Raw genomic sequence first — 21,453 nt, forward strand, 5'->3', positions numbered from 1 at the left:
ACGCCGGCCCCCGCCCGGTCGTCCGCCCCCCCCGGCCCGCCGCGCGCCCCCCAGCCTCCCCCCCGGGCCCGGTCGGGGGTGACCGTCTTGCCCCCCCGGCGGGGGGCGGGGGGCGCGCCCCCCCGGGCGGGTTCGGCCCGGATCCGGATCCGGGTCAGGCGTCGATGATGACGGGGATGATGAGGGGCTTGCGGCGGTGCGTGCGGAAAGCCCAGTTGGCCACCGCACGGGCGATCAGCTGTTCGAGCTGGCGCGCGTCACCGACGCCTTCCTCGGCGGCCGTGGCCAGGGTCTTCTCGATGACCGGGATGACGGATTCGAACGTCGTCTCGTCGTGGACGAAGCCGCGGGCCAGGAAGTCGGGAGCCTCGGCCAGTGCCCCGGTGTCGGCGTCGACGAGGGCGACGACGGTGACCACGCCCTCCTCGGCCAGCGTGAGACGGTCCTTGAGGGACGCCTCCGTGACGCCGCCGACCTCCGTGCCGTCCACGTACACGTTGCCCGCGGGCACCTTGCCCGTGATGGACGCGCGCCCGTCGACGAGGTCGACGACGACGCCGTCCTCGGCGATGACGACCCGCTCGGGATCCAGGCCCGTGCGGATGGCGAGGTCGCCGTTGGCCCGCAGGTGGCGGAACTCGCCGTGGACCGGCATGACGTTGCGGGGCTTGACGATGTTGTAGCAGTAGACGAGTTCGCCGGCGCTGGCGTGCCCGGAGACGTGCACCTTGGCGTTGCCCTTGTGGACGACGTGGGCGCCCCACCGGGTCAGTCCGTTGATCACCCGGTAGATGGCGTTCTCGTTGCCGGGGATCAGGGAGCTGGCGAGCAGTACGGTGTCGCCCTCGCCGATGCGGATCATGTGGTCGCGGTTGGCCATCCGGGACAGCGCGGCCATCGGCTCGCCCTGGGAGCCGGTGCACACCAGCGTGATCCGGTGGTCGGGGAGCTTCTCCAGCTCCCTGGTCGTCACGATGAGACCGGACGGGACCTTGAGATAGCCCAACTCGCGGGCGATGCCCATGTTGCGGACCATCGAGCGGCCGACGAAGGCGACCTTGCGGCCGTGCTGGTGGGCGGCGTCCAGGACCTGCTGGATGCGGTGCACATGGCTGGCGAAGCTGGAGACGATGACCCGGCGCGGCGCCGTACGCATCACCTGCTCGATCGCCGGATTCAGCTCGCGTTCCGACGTGGTGAAGCCGGGCACCTCGGCGTTGGTGGAGTCGGTGAGGAACAGGTCCACACCCTCCTCGCCGAGCCGTGCGAAGGCACGCAGGTCGGTGATGCGGTCGTCGAGGGGGAACTGGTCCATCTTGAAGTCGCCGGTGTGCAGCACCAGCCCGGCTCCGGTGCGGATCGCCACGGCGAGACCGTCCGGGATGGAGTGGTTGACCGCGACGAACTCGCACTCGAAGGGGCCGAACTTCCGCCGGTCGTCCTCCTTCACCCGTACCGTCCGCGGCCGGATGCCGTGCTCCTTGAGCTTGGCCTCCAGGAAAGCCAGCGTCAGCTTCGACCCGACGACGGGAATGTCGGACCGCTCGCGCAGCAGGTAGGGCACGCCGCCGATGTGGTCCTCGTGCCCGTGGGTCAGGACGACGGCCACGATGTCGTCCAGGCGGTCCCTGATCGAGGTGAAGTCGGGAAGGATCACGTCCACCCCGGGCTGCGTCTCCTCGGGGAACAGCACCCCGCAGTCCACGATGAGCAGTTTGCCGGCGTACTCGAAGACGGTCATGTTGCGGCCGATCTCGCCCAGGCCGCCCAGGGCAACGACCCTCAGGCCTCCGGCGGGCAGCGGCGGGGCGGTCTTCAGGCCAGGATGCGGATGACTCATACCTTGACGTTACCGGAGAGCCGAGCCCATGACGTGACCCCGCCACCGTCGCCGCCCGCACACCCCCCGGTGAGGGGCCGACGCGATGTCGGGGCTGGTCAGGCCCGGGGGCCGCAGCGGGGGCACGCGGCGGCCCGTACGCCTGTGCCTCTCGCCTCGTCGATCGCCTCGCCGCTCGCCCGTGCCGGGCCGGGCACCGAAGCGGGTTGTGGAGGATCTTCGCGAGGTCGTCGCAACGTGGGACGGCCTGCGCGGGGTTGGTCCCCCGACGGAATCGCCCGCGCCTCCCGCAAGCCGCTGCTGATCTACGCGCTCCCGATGGGAGCCGCGATGCTCACCGTGCACGCCTTTCTGCCGCCGCACCCCGGCGCCGTCGCGGTCGCCGCGACGATCGGCGCGAGCCAGGGCCTGATGCTGCTGCTGGGCATTCCCGTCACGGCCGTCGTCTCCCTCCTCGGCTACCTCGTCTCCCGTCGCCTCACCCGCCGCGAGTACCCGATGGACCCGGCGGTGTATGCCGAGGTGTACGGCGAAACGGACGCGGGCGGGGGCACGCCCGGCGCCGCGGTGACAGGTGGCGGTGTGTCGACCGGCCGGGCGACGGCGGTCAGGGCACGGCCGTACTGACCGAGCCGGCCCCCGCGGGCACCGATGTCCGGCCGCCCTCCTTCGGCATGGTCCTGACGCTGATCGTCACCCCCATCCTGCTGATCCTCCTCGGCACCCTCGGTCAGAACACGCTCGCCGAGGGCTCCACCACCCGCGCCGTACTCACCGTCCTCGGTGCCCCGATGGTGGCCCTGCTCATCGACGTCGCCCTGTGCGGCTATCTCCTGGGCGCCCGCCGCGGCTGGAACCGCGCGCACATCGCCGAGGTCATGGGTTCCGCGCTGCCGGCCGTCGCGATGGTCATTCTCGTGGCCGGTGCGGGCGGTGTCTTCGGCAAGGTCCTGGTCGCCGGCGGCATCGGCGACGCGATCGCCGACGTCCTGGAGCGCACCGGCCTGGCGGTGCTGCTGCTGGCGTTCCTGACGTCCCTCGCCCTGCGCGCGGCCCAGGGGTCGGCGACCGTCGCCCTCATCACCACCGCCGGCATCCTCACCCCTGCTCCAGCGGGCCGACCTGTCGACCGGTCAGCTGTCACTGGTCGCCCTGGCGATGGGCGCGGGCGCCCTGGCCCTGTCGCACATCAACGACGCCGGGTTCTGGATGTTCACCAAGCTCGCCGGTCTCGACGTGGCGGCGGGCCTGCGTACCTGGACGGTTTTGACGACCGTCATGGGATGCGCCGGTTTCGCCCTCACCGCGGCGCTGTGGCCGCTGGTCTGACCGCCCTTGACCGCCCTCCCCGCCGAACGTACGGAGCCGCCCGCCCGCGTCCTGACCGGTTCGGGCGGGCGGCTCCGCGCCGCGGCTGCCGACGTGGGTGAGGAAGCCGGCCCAGGTGAAGGCCGCCCGGCCCTCTTCCAGGTGATGAAGGTGTTCTTCGCCAGGTAGGTCTCGCGCTCGCGTCCGGCAGGTCGGCGAGGTGGCTGGTGGCCGAGAGGGCCGGGTTCTGCCTGACCAGCTGGTTCGTCGTAGTCGCGGGCCGTCGGCGTGGCGAAGCCGCTCAGGCCCCGCAGCTTCGGCTGCGCCTGGTGATCGGCGAACTGCGACCGAAGATGCTCGCGCCCACGGAATATTCGGCAGCAGATTGACCGGTTCCATTGACGTGCTCTTGGCCGAAACCTATCTTCCTTTCGAAGTTACGCACGGTGTTCGAAACTTCGAACCCGATGGCCGTCAAAGGGGACAGCCGTGTACCGCACCCGTTACTGGTTCACTCTCGTGGCTCCTCGGCCGGCCATGCCTGCTCCACGCCTCACCCAGCCCGCCGCCGCGCTGTCTCCGGTCGCTGCCCCGCTCAGGCGATGACTGCGGCTCCCGGCCGTTGATCAGCTCAACGCCCCAACGCCTCGACGTCCAAACGCCCCAACGCGACGTTCCGCGTCATGCGACAGCAGGTCCTGTCCCGCGGCACAGCGACGGCGGGTTTCCCCCTCGCCCCACCTTCACCCGATCATGGCACCCGTAGTACGACAGGAGACGCACATGGCCAGGCTCCTCGGCCGGCTGGCGGCGATATTGGTCGCCGCCTGCCTACTCTTCACGTCCCAAGCCTTGACCGCACCGGAGCGGGCCGCTGCCGCCGACCCGGGCTACCTGATGGTGCACTTCACCGGGGAGGGGTCGACCAACCAGCAGATGTACCTCTCGCACAGCACGGACGGTCTGCACTGGAACGACCTCAACGGCTCAGGCATGGTCCTGCGCTCCACGGTCGGCACGAAGGGGGTGCGCGACCCCGCACTGGTGAGATCCCCCGACGGCAGTAAGTACTGGATCATCGCGACCGACCTGTGCATCGGCTGCGGGCAGTCGTGGGGCGACTCCATGTCCAACGGCAGCCGCAATCTGGTGGTGTGGGAGTCGACGGACCTGGTCACCTGGTCGCAGCCGTGGCTGCTCAACGTCGCGGGTGCGATCCCCGACGGGCGCAACGCCTGGGCGCCGGAGGCGATCTGGAATCCGGCGACCAACGACTACGTCCTGTACTGGGCGACGAACGCCACCCTCAACGGCGTGCTGAAGCACCGCATCTACTACGCCCGCACCTCGGACTTCCGCACCGTCACGACCCCGCAGCTCTACATCGACCGCCCCGGCACCCAGGGCATCATCGACACCCAGATCATCGAGGTGCCGTCCGGCGTGGGCGACTACCGCTACGTGCGGGCCTCCGGCGACGGTCAGATCACGCTCGAAGGCAGCAACTCGATCCTGGGGACGTGGACCACCCTCGGCGACCTCTCCGGCGTCGGCCTCACCGGCTCACAGGTCGAAGGCCCGATGTGGATGAAGTTCAACGGCAGCAACAAGTGGGCCCTCTACGTCGACCAGTACGCCTCGAACGGCGGTTACATGCCGGTCGTGACGACGGACCCGTCCGATCCCGGCGCCTACCAGGTCCCGGCGTCGGGAAGCTACGACATGGGCGTCACCAAGAAGCGCCACGGCTGGATCCTGAACATGACGGCCGCCGAGGAGAGCCGCGTGCTCGCACGCTGGCCCAACACCGCGGTCAACCGGCTCCAGTCGTACAACTTCCAGGACCGGTACGTGCGGCACACCAACTTCGACGTGCGCATCGACCCGAACGTCAGCCCCGCCGACGACTCCCGGTTCCGGCTGCGGACCGGCCTGGCGGGCACCGGCACCGTCTCCTTCGAGTCGGTGAACTTCCCCGGGTACTTCCTGCGGCACTCCGCATTCGACTTCCAGCTCGCCTACAACGACGGCACGACCGCCTTCGCCCAGGACGCCACCTTCCGCCAGGTCGCCGGACTCGCCGACGCGACATGGTCGTCGTTCCAGTCCTACAACTACCCCGACCGGTACATCCGCCACTACGCGTACGAACTGAGGCTCGAGCCGATCACCACCGCGACAGGGCGCGGCGACGCCACCTTCCGTGTGACGAGCTGACCCGCGCGGAACAGGGATGCCGGCACGAGCTGCGCGTCGAACCCAGGCTTCCTCGGCCCGGGTTCGGTGATGTGGAAGGTCTGAGCCGACCGTCCGCCACGGGCACTTCCTGCCGCTGTACGACCTCGGCTTCGGCCTCGAGAGGCGTCGGTCGGGCCCGGCGCCTCTCCCGCCTTGCCCTCGCGGTCACCGCACGGAGGATGCCGCCGATGCCTTCGCACCGCTCATGAGAAGGGGAGTCGTGGAAGAGGCGTTCGGCCTCTGGCCGCCGAAGAGGGGCGGCGCAGAGGCCGCTGCCCGCGCCGGCTTGTTCGCCGAAGCCTCCTTCGCGCGTCAACCACGTCTCTCCGACGGGACGACCGTGTGGTCGGCCCGGGGATCTGATCGTCATTCCGCTGGAGGAGGCGGCGGAGGCCGGGCGGGAGCGCGACGGCCACGACGCGCGTGCTGCGTGGGTGCTACACGCGATGAGCCGGCCAGGTGAGTCGTGCCCGGACCGGTTCCTCAGTGGACTCGCAGGACGTCGAGCGCTGTGAGTGCGACGTGGAGTTCGGTGCGCTGTTCGCCGGATTCGAGGTCGCAGTCGAGTAGGCGCTCGATGGTGCGCAGGCGTTGGTAGAAGGTCTCGCGGGACAGGCTGCTGCGGCGCGCGGCGCTGGTCTTGTTGCCTGCGGCGTCCAGGTAGTGGCGGAGGGTCGGCAGCAGGTCGGTGTGGTGGCGGGTGTCGTGGTCGATGAGGCGGCCGAGTTGTCGTTCGGTGTAGTCCTGGACGCGGGTGTCCTCGCGGAGGGCGTACAGCAGGCGGCGGAGGCCGACATCGGACAGCTCGTGGAAGGAGCGGTCCTGGGGGAGAGGCTGGTGGGGCGGGGTGGCTTCGGCCACGCGTGTGGCCTCGTGGAAGGAGCGGGGGACGTCGGTGAGGTCGTCGACCTCGGTGCCGGCGCTCACGACGGCCTGTGGGGCGAGGCCGAGCACCGTACGGCTCAGCCGTTCGACCGCCGGCCGCCAGGCGGGGGAGGGGCTCAGGGCGAGCAGTACTCCCAGGCGGCCGGGGGTCAGTTCGCCGACGAGTGCAGGGATGCCTGTTGTCCGCAGTTCCTGGGACAGTTGGAATTCCGGCTTCGCCGTGGTCTCCTCCGCAGGGAGATCGACCACGACCATGAGGAAACGGCCGTCCCCGGTGGGCAGGCCCAGCGCGGCCAGCTGAGCGCGGGCGTCCTCGGGGGAGCGGTGGCGCTGCCCGACGAGGTCGCGGAGTGCGTTCCGGTGCGCGGTGCGCTCCCACGGTGTGGAGTGGATGAGGCGGGCGACGGTCAGGGCCATCGCCGTTCTCTCCAGCACGGTGATGTGCTCCGGCTCGAAGGCCGGCCCGTCGGGGCGGGCCGGGAGCATGACCACACGGCCCCAGCGCTCGCCCTGGTATTCGACCGGTGCGGTGAGCCAGCCCTCAGGGCCGCGTAGGTCGGCGCGGTCGCCGGGCGGGGTCGCTCTGGATCGTTGCTCCCAGCCGGTGAGCGCCTCCTCCAGCGTGGTTCCGGAGGGCTCGCAGATCAGCGCCTGCTGGACCAGGTTCTCCAGGACGACCGTGCGGCCGCTCATCTCCGCCGCCGCCCGCACCACGGCCTCCGGTCCCGCGCCGCGCAGTGTCAGGGCGCTGAACGCCTCGTGGATCCGCTGGGTCCGGCGCATCGCCTCGGCCTGGTTGCCGAGGATGAGCGCGTGGACGACCTGGGTGACCTCCAGGAAGTTGACGTCCTTGCCGAGGGTGATCAGTGGGAGGTCGCGGACCTGACAGGCGTGGACGAGGGCCTCCGGGGGGCGGTGGTAGCGCCGTACGAGTTCGATGACCAGGGCCGCGGCTCCGATGTCGGCGAGTTGGTCGACGTACCGGCGCACGCCCGCCGCTTCGTCGGGCAGCGGCATGCCGGTGGTCAGGACCAGTTCGCCGCCCTTGAGGAAGGAGGCGGGGTCGGTCAGTTCGGTGATGTGGACCCAGCGGACCGGCCGTGCGAGCTGGGTCACGCCGGTGACGACCTGCGGCTGTCCCGCAGTGAGGACCGGGAGCGCCAGCACGTCGGCCACGGTGAGAGGGCGGGCGGGCGTGGTGCTTTCCCGGGCGTCCGTGTCCGGCGGTCGCATCGTGGGGTGGTTCTCGTTCACGGTGTCTCCCTGTGTGCCCCGGTCACTGTGACAAGCCCCGCTGACCTGCGCAAGAGGTGTTTCACCCGGTCATGGCGGCAGTGAGTGCCGCATCCGGCCCACGCGGTTTGACACAACGTCCGAACACCGTCCCTCCGCTGGACAGATCGCGCGTTGTCGCGTTCCGGGACGGCCGGGATGCTCGGGAAGCCAGAACGGACCACGAGGACCGAACGGGTCACGCAGACCACGACACATGGCCGGGAGACGAACATGACCGCACTGTCGCCGCACCTTCGCCAGGCCACACCCGTGACGGCGGTCCGGGGCGAGGGCGTCCACCTCTACGGCGAGGACGGCCGCCGCTATCTCGACTTCACCGCCGGCATCGGCGTCACCAGCACCGGCCACTGTCACCCCAAGGTCGTCGCCGCCGCCCAGGAGCAGGTGGGCACGCTCATCCACGGGCAGTACACGACCGTCATGCACCGGCCGCTGCGGCAGCTCGTCGAAAAGCTGGGCGAAGTGCTGCCGGTCGGCCTGGACAGCCTGTTCTTCACCAACTCCGGCAGCGAGGCCGTCGAGGCGGCGCTGCGGCTGGCGCGTCAGGCCACCGGCCGGCCGAACGTCATCGTCTGCCACGGCGGCTTCCACGGTCGCACGGTGGCCGCCGCCTCGATGACCACCTCCGGCACCCGCTTTCGCTCCGGCTTCTCCCCGCTGATGAGCGGCGTGGTCGTCACACCCTTTCCGTCGGCCTACCGCTACGGCTGGGACGAGGAGACCGCGACCCGCTTCGCGCTTCAGGAGCTCGACTACACACTCCAGACGATCTCCTCGCCCGCCGACACGGCCGCCGTCATCGTCGAACCGGTGCTCGGCGAGGGCGGCTACGTCCCCGCGACCCGCGCCTTCCTCGAAGGGCTGCGGGAGCGGTCGGACCGGCATGGTTTCCTGCTGATCCTGGACGAGGTGCAGACCGGCGTGGGCCGTACCGGCCGTTTCTGGGGACACGACCACTTCGGCGTCACCCCCGACATCCTCGTCACCGCGAAGGGCCTGGCCAGCGGTTTCCCGTTGTCCGGGATCGCCGCCTCCGAGGAGCTGATGAGCAAGGCGTGGCCGGGCTCGCAGGGCGGCACGTACGGCGCCAACGCCGTGGCCTGCGCGGCGGCCGTCGCCACGCTCGACGTCGTACGCGAGGAGAAGCTCGTCGAGAACGCCGAGGCCATGGGCGCGCGGCTGCGCCAGGGACTGGAGGCGGTGGCCGACCGTACGCCGGCCGTCGGAGACGTTCGCGGCCTCGGGCTGATGCTGGCCACCGAGTTCGTCACCGAGGACGGCAGCCCCGACCCCGAGACCGCCGACCGCGTGCAGCGCGCCGCCGTCGACGAGGGCCTGCTCCTGCTTCTGTGCGGCGCCTGGAACCAGGTCGTCCGCATGATCCCGGCACTCGTCATCGACGAGACCGCGGTGGACGAGGGCCTCCAGGCGTGGGCGACCGCGGTGGAGGCCGGCACATCAGGAGCGTCGCAGTGACGACGGACACCGCCGGGCCCCTGGAGCCGTTGGCCGACCGGCTCGCTCGGACCGCGCCCGGTCTGAGGGTGGAGAGCGGCCCGGGTGCCACCGGCCTCTACGCCTACGACGCCTCCAACTACCGGGTCCCGCCACAAGCCGTGGCCTTCCCCCGCGGCGCCGACGACGTGGTCGCGGTGCTGCGGGCCTGCCGCGAGGCGGGCGTCCCGGTCACCGCGCGGGGCGGCGGCACCAGCATGGCCGGCAACGCGGTCGGGCCGGGTGTCGTCCTGGACTTCTCCCGGTACATGAACCGGATCCTGGACATCGACCCGGCCGCCGGGACCGCGCGGGTGGAGGCCGGAGTGGTCCTCGACGCGCTGCGCAGCGCGACCGCCCTGCACGGGCTCACTTTCGGCCCCGACCCGTCCTCGCACAGCCGCTGCACCCTGGGCGGAATGATCGGCAACGACGCGTGCGGCAACCGGTCGGTGCGGGACGGGCGGACCGGCAGCCACATCGAGGCGCTGGAGATCGTCACCGCCGACGGCGTGCGGGCCGTCGCGGACCGCACCGGTCTGCACCCGGTCGACCCCCGCGACGCCGACCGAGTCGCCCGCCTCGAAGCGGACGTACGACGCCTGATCTCCGACAACCTGGCGCAGATCCGTACCGAGCTGGGCCGCCTCCCGCGCCAGGTCTCCGGCTACCAGCTGCACCACCTGCTGCCCGAGAACGGCTTCGACATGGCCCGTGCCCTCGTCGGGACCGAAGGCTCCTGTGCCGTCGTCACCGCCGCGACGGTCCGCCTGATCGCCACCGCGCCGGCTGTGGCACTGCTGGCCCTCGGTTACGACGACGTCGTCGACGCGGCCGAGGACGTCCCGGAGATTCTGCGCCGGTCGCCCAGCGCCGTGGAGGGCATGGACGAGGCGATCGTCGCCACCATGCGCGCCCGCCGTGGCCCCGACTCCGTCACCGGCCTGCCCGAGGGCCGCGCCTGGCTCTACGTCGAACTCGACGGCGACGACGAGGCGACGGTCACCGCCCGAGCCGCCGAACTGCTGGACGCGCTCAAGGCCGGGGGCCGGATGACCGGCGGGCGGGTCGTGGAGAGCGCGGCCGAACGGCGCTCGCTGTGGCGCGTCCGGGAGGACGGCGCCGGGCTCGCCGCCCGTCTCGTCGACGGCGGGGAGTCCTGGCCCGGCTGGGAGGACTCGGCGGTCGCGCCCGAGGACCTGGCCGCCTATCTGCGGGACTTGCGCGAGCTGCTGGCCTCGCACGGGCTGACCGGCGTCATGTACGGACACTTCGGCGCGGGGTGCGTGCACGTACGCATCGACTTCGACCTCGCCACGGACGAGGGCCGCACCGCCGCCCGTCGCTTCCTGCACGAGGCAGCAGCCCTGGTCGTCGCGCACGGCGGGACGCTGTCCGGCGAGCACGGCGACGGCCGGGCACGCGGTGAGCTGCTGGAGGTCATGTACAGCCACCGGATGATCCGCGCGTTCGCCGCCTTCAAAAAGGTCTTCGACCCCGACGGCCTGCTGAACCCGGGTGTCATCGTGGACCCGACCCCCCTGGACGCCGACCTCGCCCTGCACACGCCGGAAGTGCTGTTGCCCGTCAGCACGCTGTTCTCCTTCCCGCACGACGAGGACGGCTTCGAAGGCGCTGTGCGCCGTTGCGTCGGCGTCGGCCGATGTCGCAGCGACGTGGGTGGCGTCATGTGCCCGAGCTACCGGGCCACGGGGGAGGAGAGCGACTCCACCCGGGGCCGGGCCCGCCTCCTCCAGGAGATGGTGCGGGGGGAGACGGTTCAGGACGGCTGGCGCTCGACCGAGGTTCGTGACGCCCTGGACCTGTGCCTGTCCTGCAAGGCGTGTTCCAGCGACTGCCCGGTGGGCGTCGACATGGCCACGTACAAGGCCGAGTTCCTGCACCAGCACTACAAGGGCAGGATCAGACCCCGCTCCCACTACTCGCTGGGCTGGCTGCCCCTGACCTCCGCCCTCGCCGGCTACGCGGCCCGACCCGTCAACGCACTGCTGCGCGGACCGATCGGCGGACTGCTGGCCCGGCTGGGAGGCGTGACCACCAACCGCACGATCCCCGCATTCACTTCCCGGCGCGCGCTGCGCTCGGTACTGCGAGGGACCCGAACGCAGGCACCGGCGAAAGCCCTGCTCTTCGTCGACAGCTTCACCCGCGCCTTCCGGCCCCAGGTGGCGGGCGCCGCGAGCCGCGTCCTCGCCGACGCCGGTGTCCCCACCACCGCACAGGACGGCCTGTGCTGCGGCCTGACCTGGGTCAGCACCGGCCAGCTGTCCGTGGCCCGCAAGATCATGGCCCGCACGGTCGCCCACCTGGACAACGGCGACGAGCGGCCCATCATCGTGGCCGAGCCCAGCTGCGCCGCCGCCCTCAAGCGCGACGTGCCCGAACTGCTCGGTACCGAGGCCGCCCGGCGCGTCGCGGACCGTGTCCGGACGTTCACCGGGGCTCTGACCGACCTCGCCGACCAGGGCTGGACCCCACCGCCGCTGCCCGAGAACGTCGTACTGCAGACGCACTGCCACGAGTACGCCACCTTCCAGGGCCACCGCCCCGCCGACCTGCTGCGCCGGCTCGGCGTACGAAAGGTCGACGAGGCCGAGGGCTGCTGCGGACTCGCCGGGAACTTCGGCTTCGAGGAAGAGCACTACGACACGTCCATGGCCGTCGCCGACCTGGCCCTCAAGCCCCGCCTCGACGGCATCGCCGATGCCGCGCGCACAGCCGTCGTGGCCGACGGCTTCAGCTGCGCCACCCAGATCGACCACCTCGCCGGTGACCGGGACCTCCGCGCCCTGCACCTCGCGGAACTCCTCGACCCCGCCGCCGATCAACCAGGAGAGACCTCATGACCGACACACCCACGCAGTTGTTCATCGGCGGTGCCTGGGTGGACGCCGCGGACGGCGCCACCATGCCCGTCGACGACCCCGCGACGGGCGAGATCATCGCCCAGGTCGCCGACGCGGGCGCGAAGGACGCCCGGCTCGCGGAGGACGCTGCCGTCCGGGCGCAGGCGCAGTGGGCGCGTACGGCACCGCGGGCGCGCAGTGAGATCCTGCGCCGGGCGTACGAGATCATCCTCGAGCGCACCGACGAGCTCGCCCACCTCATGACGGCCGAGATGGGCAAGCCCTTGCCCGAGGCCAGGGGAGAGGTGGCGTACGCGGCGGAGTTCTTCCGCTGGTTCTCGGAGGAGGCCGTGCGTATCGACGGTGGCGGCGGCATCCTGCCCGACGGGCGCCACCGCATGCTGCTCTCCCGCCGCCCGGTCGGACCCTGCCTGCTGATCACCCCGTGGAACTTCCCGCTCGCCATGGGCACCCGCAAGATCGGCCCGGCGATCGCCGCCGGCTGCACGATGATCCTCAAGCCTGCCCCTCAGACCCCTCTCTCCAGCCTGGCTCTCGCCGCGATCCTCAAGGAGGCCGGGCTGCCTGACGGCGTGCTGAACGTCGTCACCACCTCCCGTGCGGGGGAGGTGTGCGAACCGCTCCTGCGTGGCGGGCGGATTCGCAAGCTCTCGTTCACCGGCTCCACGCAGGTCGGTCGGCTGCTGCTCGCCCAGAGCGCCGACGCGGTGGTCCGCACATCGATGGAGCTGGGTGGGAACGCGCCGTTCATCGTCTTCGAGGACGCGGACCTGGACACGGCGGTGGACGGCGCGATGCTCGCCAAGATGCGCAACATGGGCGAGGCGTGCACCGCCGCGAACCGCTTCTTCGTCCACCGGTCGGTGACGGAGGAGTTCGGGAGGCGGCTCGCCGAGCGCATGGGCGCCCTCGTCGTGGGTCCGGGCACTCGCAGCGGGGTCGACGTCGGCCCGCTGATCGACCCCGCCGGGCGCGCCAAGGTCGAGGAACTCGTGGCCGACGCGGTGGAGCGTGGCGCCCGCGTGCTCGTCGGCGGTCGTGCGCCCGAAGGGCCGGGCTGCTTCTACCCGCCGACCGTGCTCACCGACGTCAGCCCCGGCAGCCGGCTGATGGAAACGGAGATCTTCGGACCGGTCGCGGCGATCCTCAGCTTCGAGGACGAGGACGAGGTGATCGGCCGGGCCAACGACACCCCCTGGGGACTGGTCGGCTACGTCTTCACCGAGGGCCTGGACCGCGCGCTTCGCGTCAGCGAACGGCTGGAGGTGGGCATGGTGGGCGTGAACACCGGGCTGGTCTCCAACCCGGCCGCGCCCTTCGGCGGCGTGAAGCAGTCCGGACTCGGCCGCGAGGGCGGCAGGGTCGGGATCGACGAGTTCCTGGAGTACCAGTACCTCGCGGTGCCCGTGCGATGACGGCGGTGGTCCTGGCCTGACATACCCGCCGCATCGCGCACCGCGCGGGCGCCCCGTACTCGGTCGCTCCTTCCTGACCGGGTACGGGGCCGTCTCCGCTGCCGGGTGCACCGTCCAGGCGGACGAGCGTGAGCTCCTTCGTACCGTGCGCTCTCGCGTACCGTCCGGTGCTGCTGAGGGCTCGAAGATCACCAGTCCCTGGCGCCGGGGCGACGCCCGCCCCGCGCCGACGAGGCCGCGCGGAGGAGCCGCTGTCAGCCCAGTCGGCGAACGGTGATCTCCGCCGCGGTGTCGGCGACCAGCCGGCCCAGCTCGGGCAGCCGGTCATGAGCGAAGCGGGAGTCGGGCAGGGAGACGGCCACGGCCGCGAGCGGCGTGCCGTCGCCGTCCAGGACGGGCGCGGCGATGGCGCAGACGCCGGGCAGGTACTGGTTGCGGTTCACGGCGTAGCCGTCGGTGCGGACGCGCCGCAGTTCGGCGCGCAGTTCCGTGGGGTCGGTGGGGGTGGAGTCGCTGTAGCTGTCGAGTCCACGGGTGACGATCTCGTCGACGTCCGCCTTCGGAAGATGCGCGAGGACGGCGTGTCCGGTGGCGGTGGCGTGCAGGGGTGAGGTGTCGCCGATGGCGTGGAAGGTCCGTACCGCCTGGTCGCAGTCCACGCGGTCGACGACGACCATGCACTGCAGGGCGTCCGGTACGGAGAGGTGGATGGTCTCGTTCACCGTGTCCCGGAGGCGGACCATGGGTTCGCGGGCGGCGGCGTAGAGGCTGGATCCCTGGAGGGCGGCGGGGCGTACGGCGAGGACGCGGGCGCCGATCTCCCAGCGGGTGGTGTCCTTGCGGTTGGCGCGCAGCCAGCCGGCTTCGGCCAGGGAGACCAGGGTGCGCTGCACGGTCGACTTGGGCAGTCCGAAGATCTTCGTCAGCTCGCCCACGGTCACCGGTTGATGTTGGGCGACCGCCTCCAGGATGCGCAACGACCTGGTCAGGCTTTTCATCTCCACCCGGTTTCCCCCGTTGCTCTTCGAAATATCCGGACGGCACCCTCTTGACGCCCTCCCGGACAACTGCCATTCTCGTGCCAGATTCTAGCACGTCATTCCACAATGTGGCACACACGGTAGGTGGGGTTGGCGTCGCTCGCCGAGGAATTTCTCGGCACCATGAACCTCGCGGTGCCGGTGCGATGACGGCGGTCATGCCCTGACTTCGCCGCCTCGCGCATCGCGTGGAGCCGCCCCGTGCCCCGGTCTCCCCCCGGCCGGGCACGGGGCAGGACTGCCTGCGCGGCCCTGTCACGATGTCCAAGACATGGAGGTGCCCTCATGGGCAGCACTGATTCCGCCGGGGACGACTTCTGGGAACGCGTTCGTGCTGCCTACCCGGAGCAGCGCCCGTTGCTGAACCTGAACAACGCGGCCGTGAGTCCGCCGCCGTTGGTCGTGGAGCAGGCGGCGATCGATGCCTACCGGTTGGTCAGTCGGAATCCCGACGTCAACATGTGGCAGAAGCTCGATCCCGCGCTCCCCGACGCCAAGGCGCTCCTGGCGCAGCTGATCGACTGCGAGCCCGACGAGATCGCGCTCAACCGCAACTCCACCGAAGGACTGTGCACGGCGGTCTTCGGTATCCCGCTGTCGGCGGGCGACCAGGTCGTGGTGTCGGCGTGGGACTACCCGAGCGTGCTCGCGGCCTGGCGGCAACGGCAGGAACGCGAGGGGATCGAGGTGGTGACGGCCGACTTCGATCTGATGGACAGCGACGACGACATCGTGGCGGCGTACACGGCAGCCCTCACGCCGCGTACGCGGGTGCTGCAGCTGACCCACATGTACCACTGGACGGGGCGGGTCGTGCCGGCCGAGCGGCTGTGCCGTCTGGCGAGGGAGAACAGCACCCTCACGGTCGTCGACGGTGCCCAGATCTTCGCGCAGATGCCGGTGAGCTTCCGCGAACTCGGCTGCGACTACTACGTGACCAGCCTGCACAAGTGGATGGGCGCGCCGGTGGGGAACGGCATGCTCGTGGTCAGGCGGGACCGGATCGACGACACCTGGCCCCTGCTGGCTCCCTTCGACCCGCCGCCGCTGCGCGTCGACAAGTTCGACCACTGGAATCTCGGCACGTACAACTCGGCCCTTCAGGCGGGCATCGCGCCGGCCGCACGGCTCCACCGGGAGATCGGCGTCGAGAGGATTCACGCGCGGCTGCGGGAGCTGACCCGATACTGGGTGGATCTCGCCCGGGACATTCCCGGATTCCGGCTGCACACGCCGCTGGACACCGAGAACCTGGGCGCCGTCACCTTGTTCTCGATCGACGGCCTGGACAACAGGGCCGTGGAGCGGGAGCTGAGAGACACCCACCAGGTGCATACGAAGTACCGCGAGGTACGGCATCTGAGCGGGCTTCGCGTGTCACCGGGCATCTACATGCGCAAGGACGAGCTCGACCGCTTCGTCGCGGCGCTCTCCGAGGTGGTCCACAAGGAGTACGCGGCGCGCGGGCTCCGCTGACTTCCGTGCCGGCTGCCCGGTCCGACGCCTGCCGGGCCGCCCCGTCGCGGCGCGGCTGCCTGGCCCCGCGCTCGCGGGGCCAGGCAGACCGTTTCGGTTTCAGGCGCCCAGGCGGCGCGCCGCGATCTCCGCCGCCGTGTCGGCGACGAGACGGCCCCACTTGGGCAGGCGGTCCGCGTCGTACCGGGAGGCGGGCATCGAGACCGCCACCGCCGCGAGCGGGGTGCCGTCCTCGTCCAGGATGGCCGCGGCCACCGCGCACACGTCCGGCCGGTACTGGTTGAGGTTCAGCGAGTAACCCTCCGCCCGCACGCGGTCCAGCTCGGCCCGCAGTCCGGCGGAATCGGTCGGCGTGGAGTCGCTGAAGCGCTCCAGGCCATGGTCGACGAGTTCGTCGACGTCCGCCCTCGGCAGATGCGCGAGGATCGCTCGCCCCGTGGCGGTGGCGTGCAGCGGTGAGGTGTCGCCGATGCCGTAGAACGTCCGTACCGCCTGGTCGCAGTCCACGCGGTCGACGACGACCATGCACTGCAGGGCGTCCGGTACGGAGAGGTGGATGGTCTCGTTCACCGTGTCCCGGAGGCGGACCATGGGTTCGCGGGCGGCGGCGTAGAGGCTGGATCCCTGGAGGGCGGCGGGGCGTACGGCGAGGACGCGGGCGCCGATCTCCCAGCGGGTGGTGTCCTTGCGGTTGGCGCGCAGCCAGCCGGCTTCGGCCAGGGAGACCAGGGTGCGCTGCACGGTCGACTTGGGCAGTCCGAAGATCTTCGTCAGCTCGCCCACGGTCACCGGTTGATGTTGGGCGACCGCCTCCAGGATGCGCAACGACCTGGTCACACTCTTCATTTCCATCCGGTTTCCCCCTGTTAATCCTGAAAACATCTGGCCGACACCCTCTTGACTCCCTTCGGAGTCGCTGTCATTCTCGTGCCAGATTCTAGCACAGCGTTCCACAATGTGGCACAGGCTAGCGAGAGAGCAGTCTGAAGCCCTTTCCCCGGACAGTGCGGGCGTGACCCTCGGTCCGTCATCGCAGTCCCTCCGGAATCCGAGAGTCCGCAAACCGGGCGTTCAGCATCCCCGCCCCGGGAGACGAAAGGAACCCCTCGTGTCTGCCAAGAAGCGCGTCGCCGTCGTAGGCGTCGGAACGATGGGCGCTCAGGCCGCCTGGCGGCTGGCCGTCCGCGGAGCCGAGGTCGTCGGGTACGACCGCTTCGCACCGGGCCACGACCGCAGCGCGGCCGGGGGCGAGACCCGGATCTTCCGCAGCGCCCACTTCGAGGACTCCCGCTACGTACCGCTGCTCCAGCACGCCGACGCCCTGTGGGAGCAACTCCAGCGGGACACCGGCCGTGAGCTGCGCCGGCTGACCGGATGCCTGCTGATGGGGCCCACCGAGCACCACCAGATGGCCACCGTCCTGCAGTCCGTCGCCGAGCACGGGCTCGACCACGAGGTGCTCGACGGCGAGGCGCTCGCCAAGCGCTTCCCGCAGTTCCGCATCGAGGACGGCGACGCGGCCGTACTCGACCGCCGGGCCGGCTTCATCCGGCCCGAGCTGACGATCCAGACCGCGGCCCGGCGGGCGGAGGAACTGGGTGCCCGCATCCACCGCTACACCACGGTCCGCGAGATCGTGCCCAGCGGCAGCGGCGTGGAGGTGCGCACCGACGACGGCGGTGAGCACTTCGACGCGGCCGTGGTCAGCCCCGGCCCGTGGGTGAACGACCTGCTGCCGGACCTGCCGTGGGAGGTGGACATCCGCCGACTGGTCAGCGCGTGGTACGTGCCCACCACCGACACCTGGTTCGGCGAGGAGCACCCGGCGTTCATCCGCACGGCGCCCACGCACTGCTACGGCCTGCCCTCCCCGGACGGCGTCTCCGTCAAGCTCGGCCTGTCGCGCGCCCTGCACCGCCCGGCCGGCGACCCGAACCAGCTGGACCGGACGGTGGCGCCGGAGGAGCTGGAGATCTTCACCGAGCTGATCGGCCGCCACATGCCGGACCTGAACCCCGACCCGACCCGGCTCTCCGTCTACATGGAGGGCTACACCGAGAGCAGCCGGCCACTGGTCGGCCCGCTGCCGGGCAACGACGACGTCGTGCTCCTGGCGGGCTTCTCCGGACACGGGTTCAAGCTCTCGCCCGCGTTCGGCGACATCGCGGCCGACCTCGCGCTCGACGGCACCTCGGCCCAGCCCATCGACTTCATCTCCACCCTGAACCGAGCGGACGCGTGACGACCATGGCCAAGCACCTGACCGTCGGCGCCCTGAGCGCCGAGCCCGGCGCCAAGACCCGTGGCACCGTCCCCGCCGACCTCGGCACCCTCACCGTGGACATTCCGCTGACCCTGGTCAACGGCGCTCGCCAGGGCCCTCGCGTCGTTGTCACCGCGGGCGTGCACGGCGGCGAGTTCAGCGGCATCGACGCGGCCACCCGGCTCGCCGCCCTGCTCGACCCGGGCGAGGTGCACGGCCAGGTCGTCGTCTGCCCGGTCGCCAACCCCCCGGCCGTGTACGACGGACGCCTGGGCATCTCCCCGCTCGACGGCGTCAACATCAACCGCGTCTTCCCCGGCGTCCCCGACGGCAGTCCTACCGAACGGCTGGCCGCCTGGCTCTTCGAGAACCTGCTGGACGGCGCGGACGCGTACATCGACCTCCACTCCGGCGGCATCGACGAGGTCCTCGAGGACTTCGTCGGCTACCGCCTCACCGGCGACCCCGAACTCGACGCGAGGACCGCCGCCATGGCCCGCTCTGTCGGTATCGAGGACGTCATCTTCGGCCTGAACGCCGACGGCGGCAACAGCCACGCCGCCGCCGTCCGCCAGGGCGTCCCGTCGATCCTCGTCGAGACGGGCAAGCTCGGCGAACGCGAGGCCGAGACCGCCCGGCGCCTCGTCCTCAGCCTGTACGGGGTGCTGAGCGGGCTCGGCGTCCTGGACACCGAGCCCCAGGCCACGACGGCCCCGCGCGAGTGGGTCTGGGCCGCCGGCATCACCGCCGAGGCCGCCGGCCTGTGGTACCCGGAGTTCGCGGCCGGTGACGACGTGACCGAGGGCCAGGTCATCGGCCACGTCATCGACCCGGCCGACGGCACCGAGCGCAAGGTCCACACCCCCGCCACGGGACGGGTCTTCTACGGCATGCACGGCCTGACCGTCGCCCCCGGAACCGAACTCGCCGCCATCGCCGCCCCCGCCCCCGGCGATTCCGGCCACTGAGACCCCCACCCCCCGCAGCCGCATCAGAAGAACGAGTCGTCACCAGCACGAACCCTCCCCCTGTTTCTCATCCCACACCGCACCCAGGAGGCCCCCGTGAGAGATGTCCGGATAGACCGCAGAGTGTTCCTGCGCGGCGTCGGCGGAGTCGCCGCAGGCATCGCCGCCACCTCGCTCACCGCCTGCGGCACCGGCAGCAGCCGGTCCGTCGGCAGCGGCGGCAAGAGCTCCAAGACGCTCGTCGTACGCGACACCGGCGGCACCTACGGCGAGGCCAACCAGAAGGCCATCTACGAGCCGTTCACCAAAGAGACCGGCATCCAGGTCAAGGTGCTGAACATCGGCTACGCGCAGATGCTCGCCCAGATCAAGCAGGGCCGCCCGCAGTTCGACGTCATCGACGACTCGATGGCCGACTACGTCCTGTTCAAGAAGGAGGACGCCACCGAGGAGCTCGACTTCGACCGGCTGAAGAACTTCGAGAACGCCGGCATCGCCAAGAGCCTCGTGACCTCCAACGCGGTGGGCAAGAACTACTGGGCCAGCGTGATGGCGTACAGAACGGATGCTTTTGGGGGGAAGAAACCTTCCTCCTGGGCCGATTTCTGGGACACCGGGTCGTTCAAGGGCAACCGTGCCCTCCAGGCGCTCGACGCCGACTACCCCGAGCTGGAGTTCGCGTTGCTCGCCGACGGCGTGGCGCTGGACAGGCTCTATCCGCTCGATGTGGACCGCGCCTTCCGGGTCCTCGACGAGATCAAGGGCTCCGTCAGGAAGTTCTGGGATACGGGCGCTTTGCCCGGCGTGCTCCTCGGCCGCAAGGAGGTCGTGGCCTCCAGCGTGTGGCACGGCCGCCTCGACGCGCTGATCAAGGGCGGCGCGTCGCTCGCCTACCAGTGGAACGGCGCGCGTCGGCAGAGCAACGGCTGGGGCATCCCCAAGGGCGCCGCCAATGTCGACGCCGCCTACCAGCTCATCGACTTCTCGCTGCGTCCCGAGGTGCAGGCGGCCTACGCCGAGCTCTACCCCATGGCCCCCGTCGTGCCCGCCGCCTACAAGAAGCTCTCGACGACCACCGCCGCGAACCTCGCCAGCTCGCCCGGACACCTGGAGTCCGGTTTCGACCTGGACGTCGAGTGGTGGATCAACAACCAGGACGCCGTGTCCAAGCGCTGGCAGGAGTGGACGCATGCCTGAGACCGATGTCATGACGGAGCTGCCCCTGACCTCCCCGGCGAGCCTGTCGGGATCCGGAAAACCGCTGTCCGTGACGCGACTTCGCAAGACGTACGGCGGCGTCACGGCCGTCGACGAGGTCTCCATGGAGATCGCGGCGGGCGAGTTCGTCACCTTCCTGGGTTCCTCCGGCTCCGGCAAGACCACCACCCTGATGATGATCGCCGGGTTCTGCGAGCCCGACTCCGGCAGCATCGTCGTCGGTGGCCGTGACGTGACCCGGCTGGCACCGCAGAAGCGCGGCCTGGGCTTCGTCTTCCAGCAGTACCTGCTCTTCCCGCACATGACGGTCTGGGACAACGTCGCCTTCCCGCTGCACCTGCGCGGTGTGCCGAAGGCGGAGCTGCGGCGCCGGGTCGGCGAGACCCTGGAGATCGCCGGACTGTCCGCCATGGCCCGCCGCCGGCCGCGCGAACTGTCCGGGGGCCAGCAGCAGCGAGTCGCCCTGTGCCGCGCCCTGGTCTACCGGCCGCCGGTCATCCTCATGGACGAGCCGCTCGGCGCCCTGGACAAGAAGCTGCGCGACCAGCTGCAGACCGAGATCAAGCGCATCCAGCAGGAACTCGGTCTGACCGTCATCTACGTGACGCACGATCAGGAGGAGGCGCTCGTCCTCTCCGACCGGATCGCGGTGATGCGGGACGGGCGGATCGACCAGTTCGACACCCCGCAGGAGCTCTTCGAGCGTCCCCGCACCCCGTTCGTCGCCGACTTCCTCGGCGCCGCGAACTTCCTCCCGGGCCTCCTGGAGGAGCAGACGGCGGAGCACACGCTCGTACGGCTCGACACCGGGGGTCTGCTGAAGGCTCGCCCGCAGGCGGTCCCGGAGGGCGCACGGGTACGGGCCGCGGTCCAGCCCGGCCGCCTCGCCCTGTGTCCGCCGGGCGACGGGGTCTGTACCGGGACCGTCGAGACGGTCACCTACGTCGGCACCCTTGTGCGCGTCACGGTCCGCCCCGTCGGCGGCCCGGACACCCAGCTCGTACGGCTGGAACTGCCCGCCGGCCGCGCCCCCGCCCTCGGCGAGCGCATCGGCCTCACCGCGGACCCCGAGAACGTCAGCGTCTTCCCTGACGTGCTCCCCGACACGGAACAGGGGGGCTGAC

The 21,453-nt window shown here is 70.9% G+C and carries 15 protein-coding genes and 1 pseudogene; 12 read left to right on the forward strand and 4 right to left on the reverse strand.

Features of this window, described 5'->3' with window-relative positions; translation table 11 throughout:
* Positions 1-154: 154 nt before the first annotated feature.
* Entirely contained in the window at positions 155-1,840 is a 1,686-nt protein-coding gene (locus ACFWJX_RS01755; protein ID WP_383235251.1) for a ribonuclease J, read from the reverse strand.
* 237 nt (positions 1,841-2,077) lie between these two features.
* On the opposite strand from ACFWJX_RS01755, the gene ACFWJX_RS01760 reads away from it, so the two are divergent.
* From ACFWJX_RS01760 to ACFWJX_RS01775, 4 genes and pseudogenes are all read left to right on the forward strand, one after another.
* Entirely contained in the window at positions 2,078-2,467 is a 390-nt protein-coding gene (locus ACFWJX_RS01760) for a hypothetical protein (protein WP_383235253.1), read from the forward strand.
* A 47-nt stretch (positions 2,468-2,514) separates the two neighbouring features.
* Positions 2,515-2,895: pseudogene (locus ACFWJX_RS01765) on the forward strand (transporter); the annotation flags it as partial.
* Between the two features lie 103 nt (positions 2,896-2,998).
* Complete coding sequence (locus ACFWJX_RS01770; RefSeq protein ID WP_383235909.1) at positions 2,999-3,169, forward strand: hypothetical protein; 171 nt, start codon at positions 2,999-3,001, stop codon at positions 3,167-3,169.
* Between the two features lie 762 nt (positions 3,170-3,931).
* Positions 3,932-5,365 carry a glycoside hydrolase family 43 protein gene (locus ACFWJX_RS01775; protein WP_383235256.1) on the forward strand — a complete coding sequence of 478 codons (1,434 nt, stop codon included), beginning with the start codon at positions 3,932-3,934 and terminating at the stop codon, positions 5,363-5,365.
* A 504-nt stretch (positions 5,366-5,869) separates the two neighbouring features.
* Here ACFWJX_RS01775 and ACFWJX_RS01780 read toward each other — a convergent pair.
* Positions 5,870-7,525, reverse strand: a complete 1,656-nt coding sequence (locus ACFWJX_RS01780; RefSeq protein WP_383235258.1) for a PucR family transcriptional regulator — start codon at positions 7,523-7,525, stop codon at positions 5,870-5,872.
* Positions 7,526-7,777: 252 nt separating this feature from the next.
* Here ACFWJX_RS01780 and ACFWJX_RS01785 point away from each other — a divergent pair, with 252 nt between their 5' ends.
* The 3 genes from ACFWJX_RS01785 to ACFWJX_RS01795 are packed head-to-tail and all read left to right on the forward strand — an operon-like array spanning position 7,778 to position 13,364.
* Positions 7,778-9,043, forward strand: a complete 1,266-nt coding sequence (locus ACFWJX_RS01785; protein ID WP_383235261.1) for an aspartate aminotransferase family protein — start codon at positions 7,778-7,780, stop codon at positions 9,041-9,043.
* Complete coding sequence (locus ACFWJX_RS01790) at positions 9,040-11,928, forward strand: FAD-binding and (Fe-S)-binding domain-containing protein (RefSeq protein WP_383235264.1); 2,889 nt, start codon at positions 9,040-9,042, stop codon at positions 11,926-11,928. Before ACFWJX_RS01785 ends, ACFWJX_RS01790 begins: the two co-directional genes overlap by 4 nt.
* Complete coding sequence (locus tag ACFWJX_RS01795) at positions 11,925-13,364, forward strand: NAD-dependent succinate-semialdehyde dehydrogenase (RefSeq protein WP_383235265.1); 1,440 nt, start codon at positions 11,925-11,927, stop codon at positions 13,362-13,364. The genes ACFWJX_RS01790 and ACFWJX_RS01795 overlap by 4 nt, the downstream gene beginning before the upstream one ends.
* A 254-nt stretch (positions 13,365-13,618) precedes the next feature.
* On the opposite strand, the gene ACFWJX_RS01800 is transcribed toward ACFWJX_RS01795, so the two are convergent.
* The gene (locus ACFWJX_RS01800; protein WP_383235267.1) at positions 13,619-14,362 is read right to left on the reverse strand and encodes an IclR family transcriptional regulator; all 744 of its coding nucleotides are present in this window, start codon (positions 14,360-14,362) and stop codon (positions 13,619-13,621) included.
* Positions 14,363-14,689: 327 nt separating this feature from the next.
* On the opposite strand from ACFWJX_RS01800, the gene ACFWJX_RS01805 reads away from it, so the two are divergent.
* Positions 14,690-15,880 (forward strand): aminotransferase class V-fold PLP-dependent enzyme, encoded by a 1,191-nt coding sequence (locus ACFWJX_RS01805; RefSeq protein WP_383235268.1) that lies wholly within the window; start codon positions 14,690-14,692, stop codon positions 15,878-15,880.
* A gap of 99 nt (positions 15,881-15,979) precedes the next feature.
* On the opposite strand, the gene ACFWJX_RS01810 is transcribed toward ACFWJX_RS01805, so the two are convergent.
* Positions 15,980-16,726: an IclR family transcriptional regulator gene (locus tag ACFWJX_RS01810; RefSeq protein ID WP_383235912.1), complete on the reverse strand. Its 747-nt coding sequence runs from the start codon at positions 16,724-16,726 to the stop codon at positions 15,980-15,982.
* Between the two features lie 262 nt (positions 16,727-16,988).
* Between ACFWJX_RS01810 and solA the strand changes: the two genes are divergently transcribed.
* From solA to ACFWJX_RS01830, 4 genes are all read left to right on the forward strand, one after another.
* The gene (gene solA, locus ACFWJX_RS01815; protein WP_383235270.1) at positions 16,989-18,122 is read left to right on the forward strand and encodes an N-methyl-L-tryptophan oxidase; all 1,134 of its coding nucleotides are present in this window, start codon (positions 16,989-16,991) and stop codon (positions 18,120-18,122) included.
* A gap of 5 nt (positions 18,123-18,127) precedes the next feature.
* Positions 18,128-19,111, forward strand: a complete 984-nt coding sequence (locus ACFWJX_RS01820; RefSeq protein ID WP_383235273.1) for a succinylglutamate desuccinylase/aspartoacylase family protein — start codon at positions 18,128-18,130, stop codon at positions 19,109-19,111.
* A 96-nt stretch (positions 19,112-19,207) separates the two neighbouring features.
* Positions 19,208-20,308 carry an ABC transporter substrate-binding protein gene (locus ACFWJX_RS01825; protein WP_383235275.1) on the forward strand — a complete coding sequence of 367 codons (1,101 nt, stop codon included), beginning with the start codon at positions 19,208-19,210 and terminating at the stop codon, positions 20,306-20,308.
* Positions 20,301-21,452: an ABC transporter ATP-binding protein gene (locus tag ACFWJX_RS01830; RefSeq protein ID WP_383235278.1), complete on the forward strand. Its 1,152-nt coding sequence runs from the start codon at positions 20,301-20,303 to the stop codon at positions 21,450-21,452. Before ACFWJX_RS01825 ends, ACFWJX_RS01830 begins: the two co-directional genes overlap by 8 nt.
* Position 21,453 lies beyond the last annotated feature (1 nt).

The organism is Streptomyces sp. NPDC058335 (assembly GCF_042723915.1).
GTDB lineage: Bacteria > Actinomycetota > Actinomycetes > Streptomycetales > Streptomycetaceae > Streptomyces.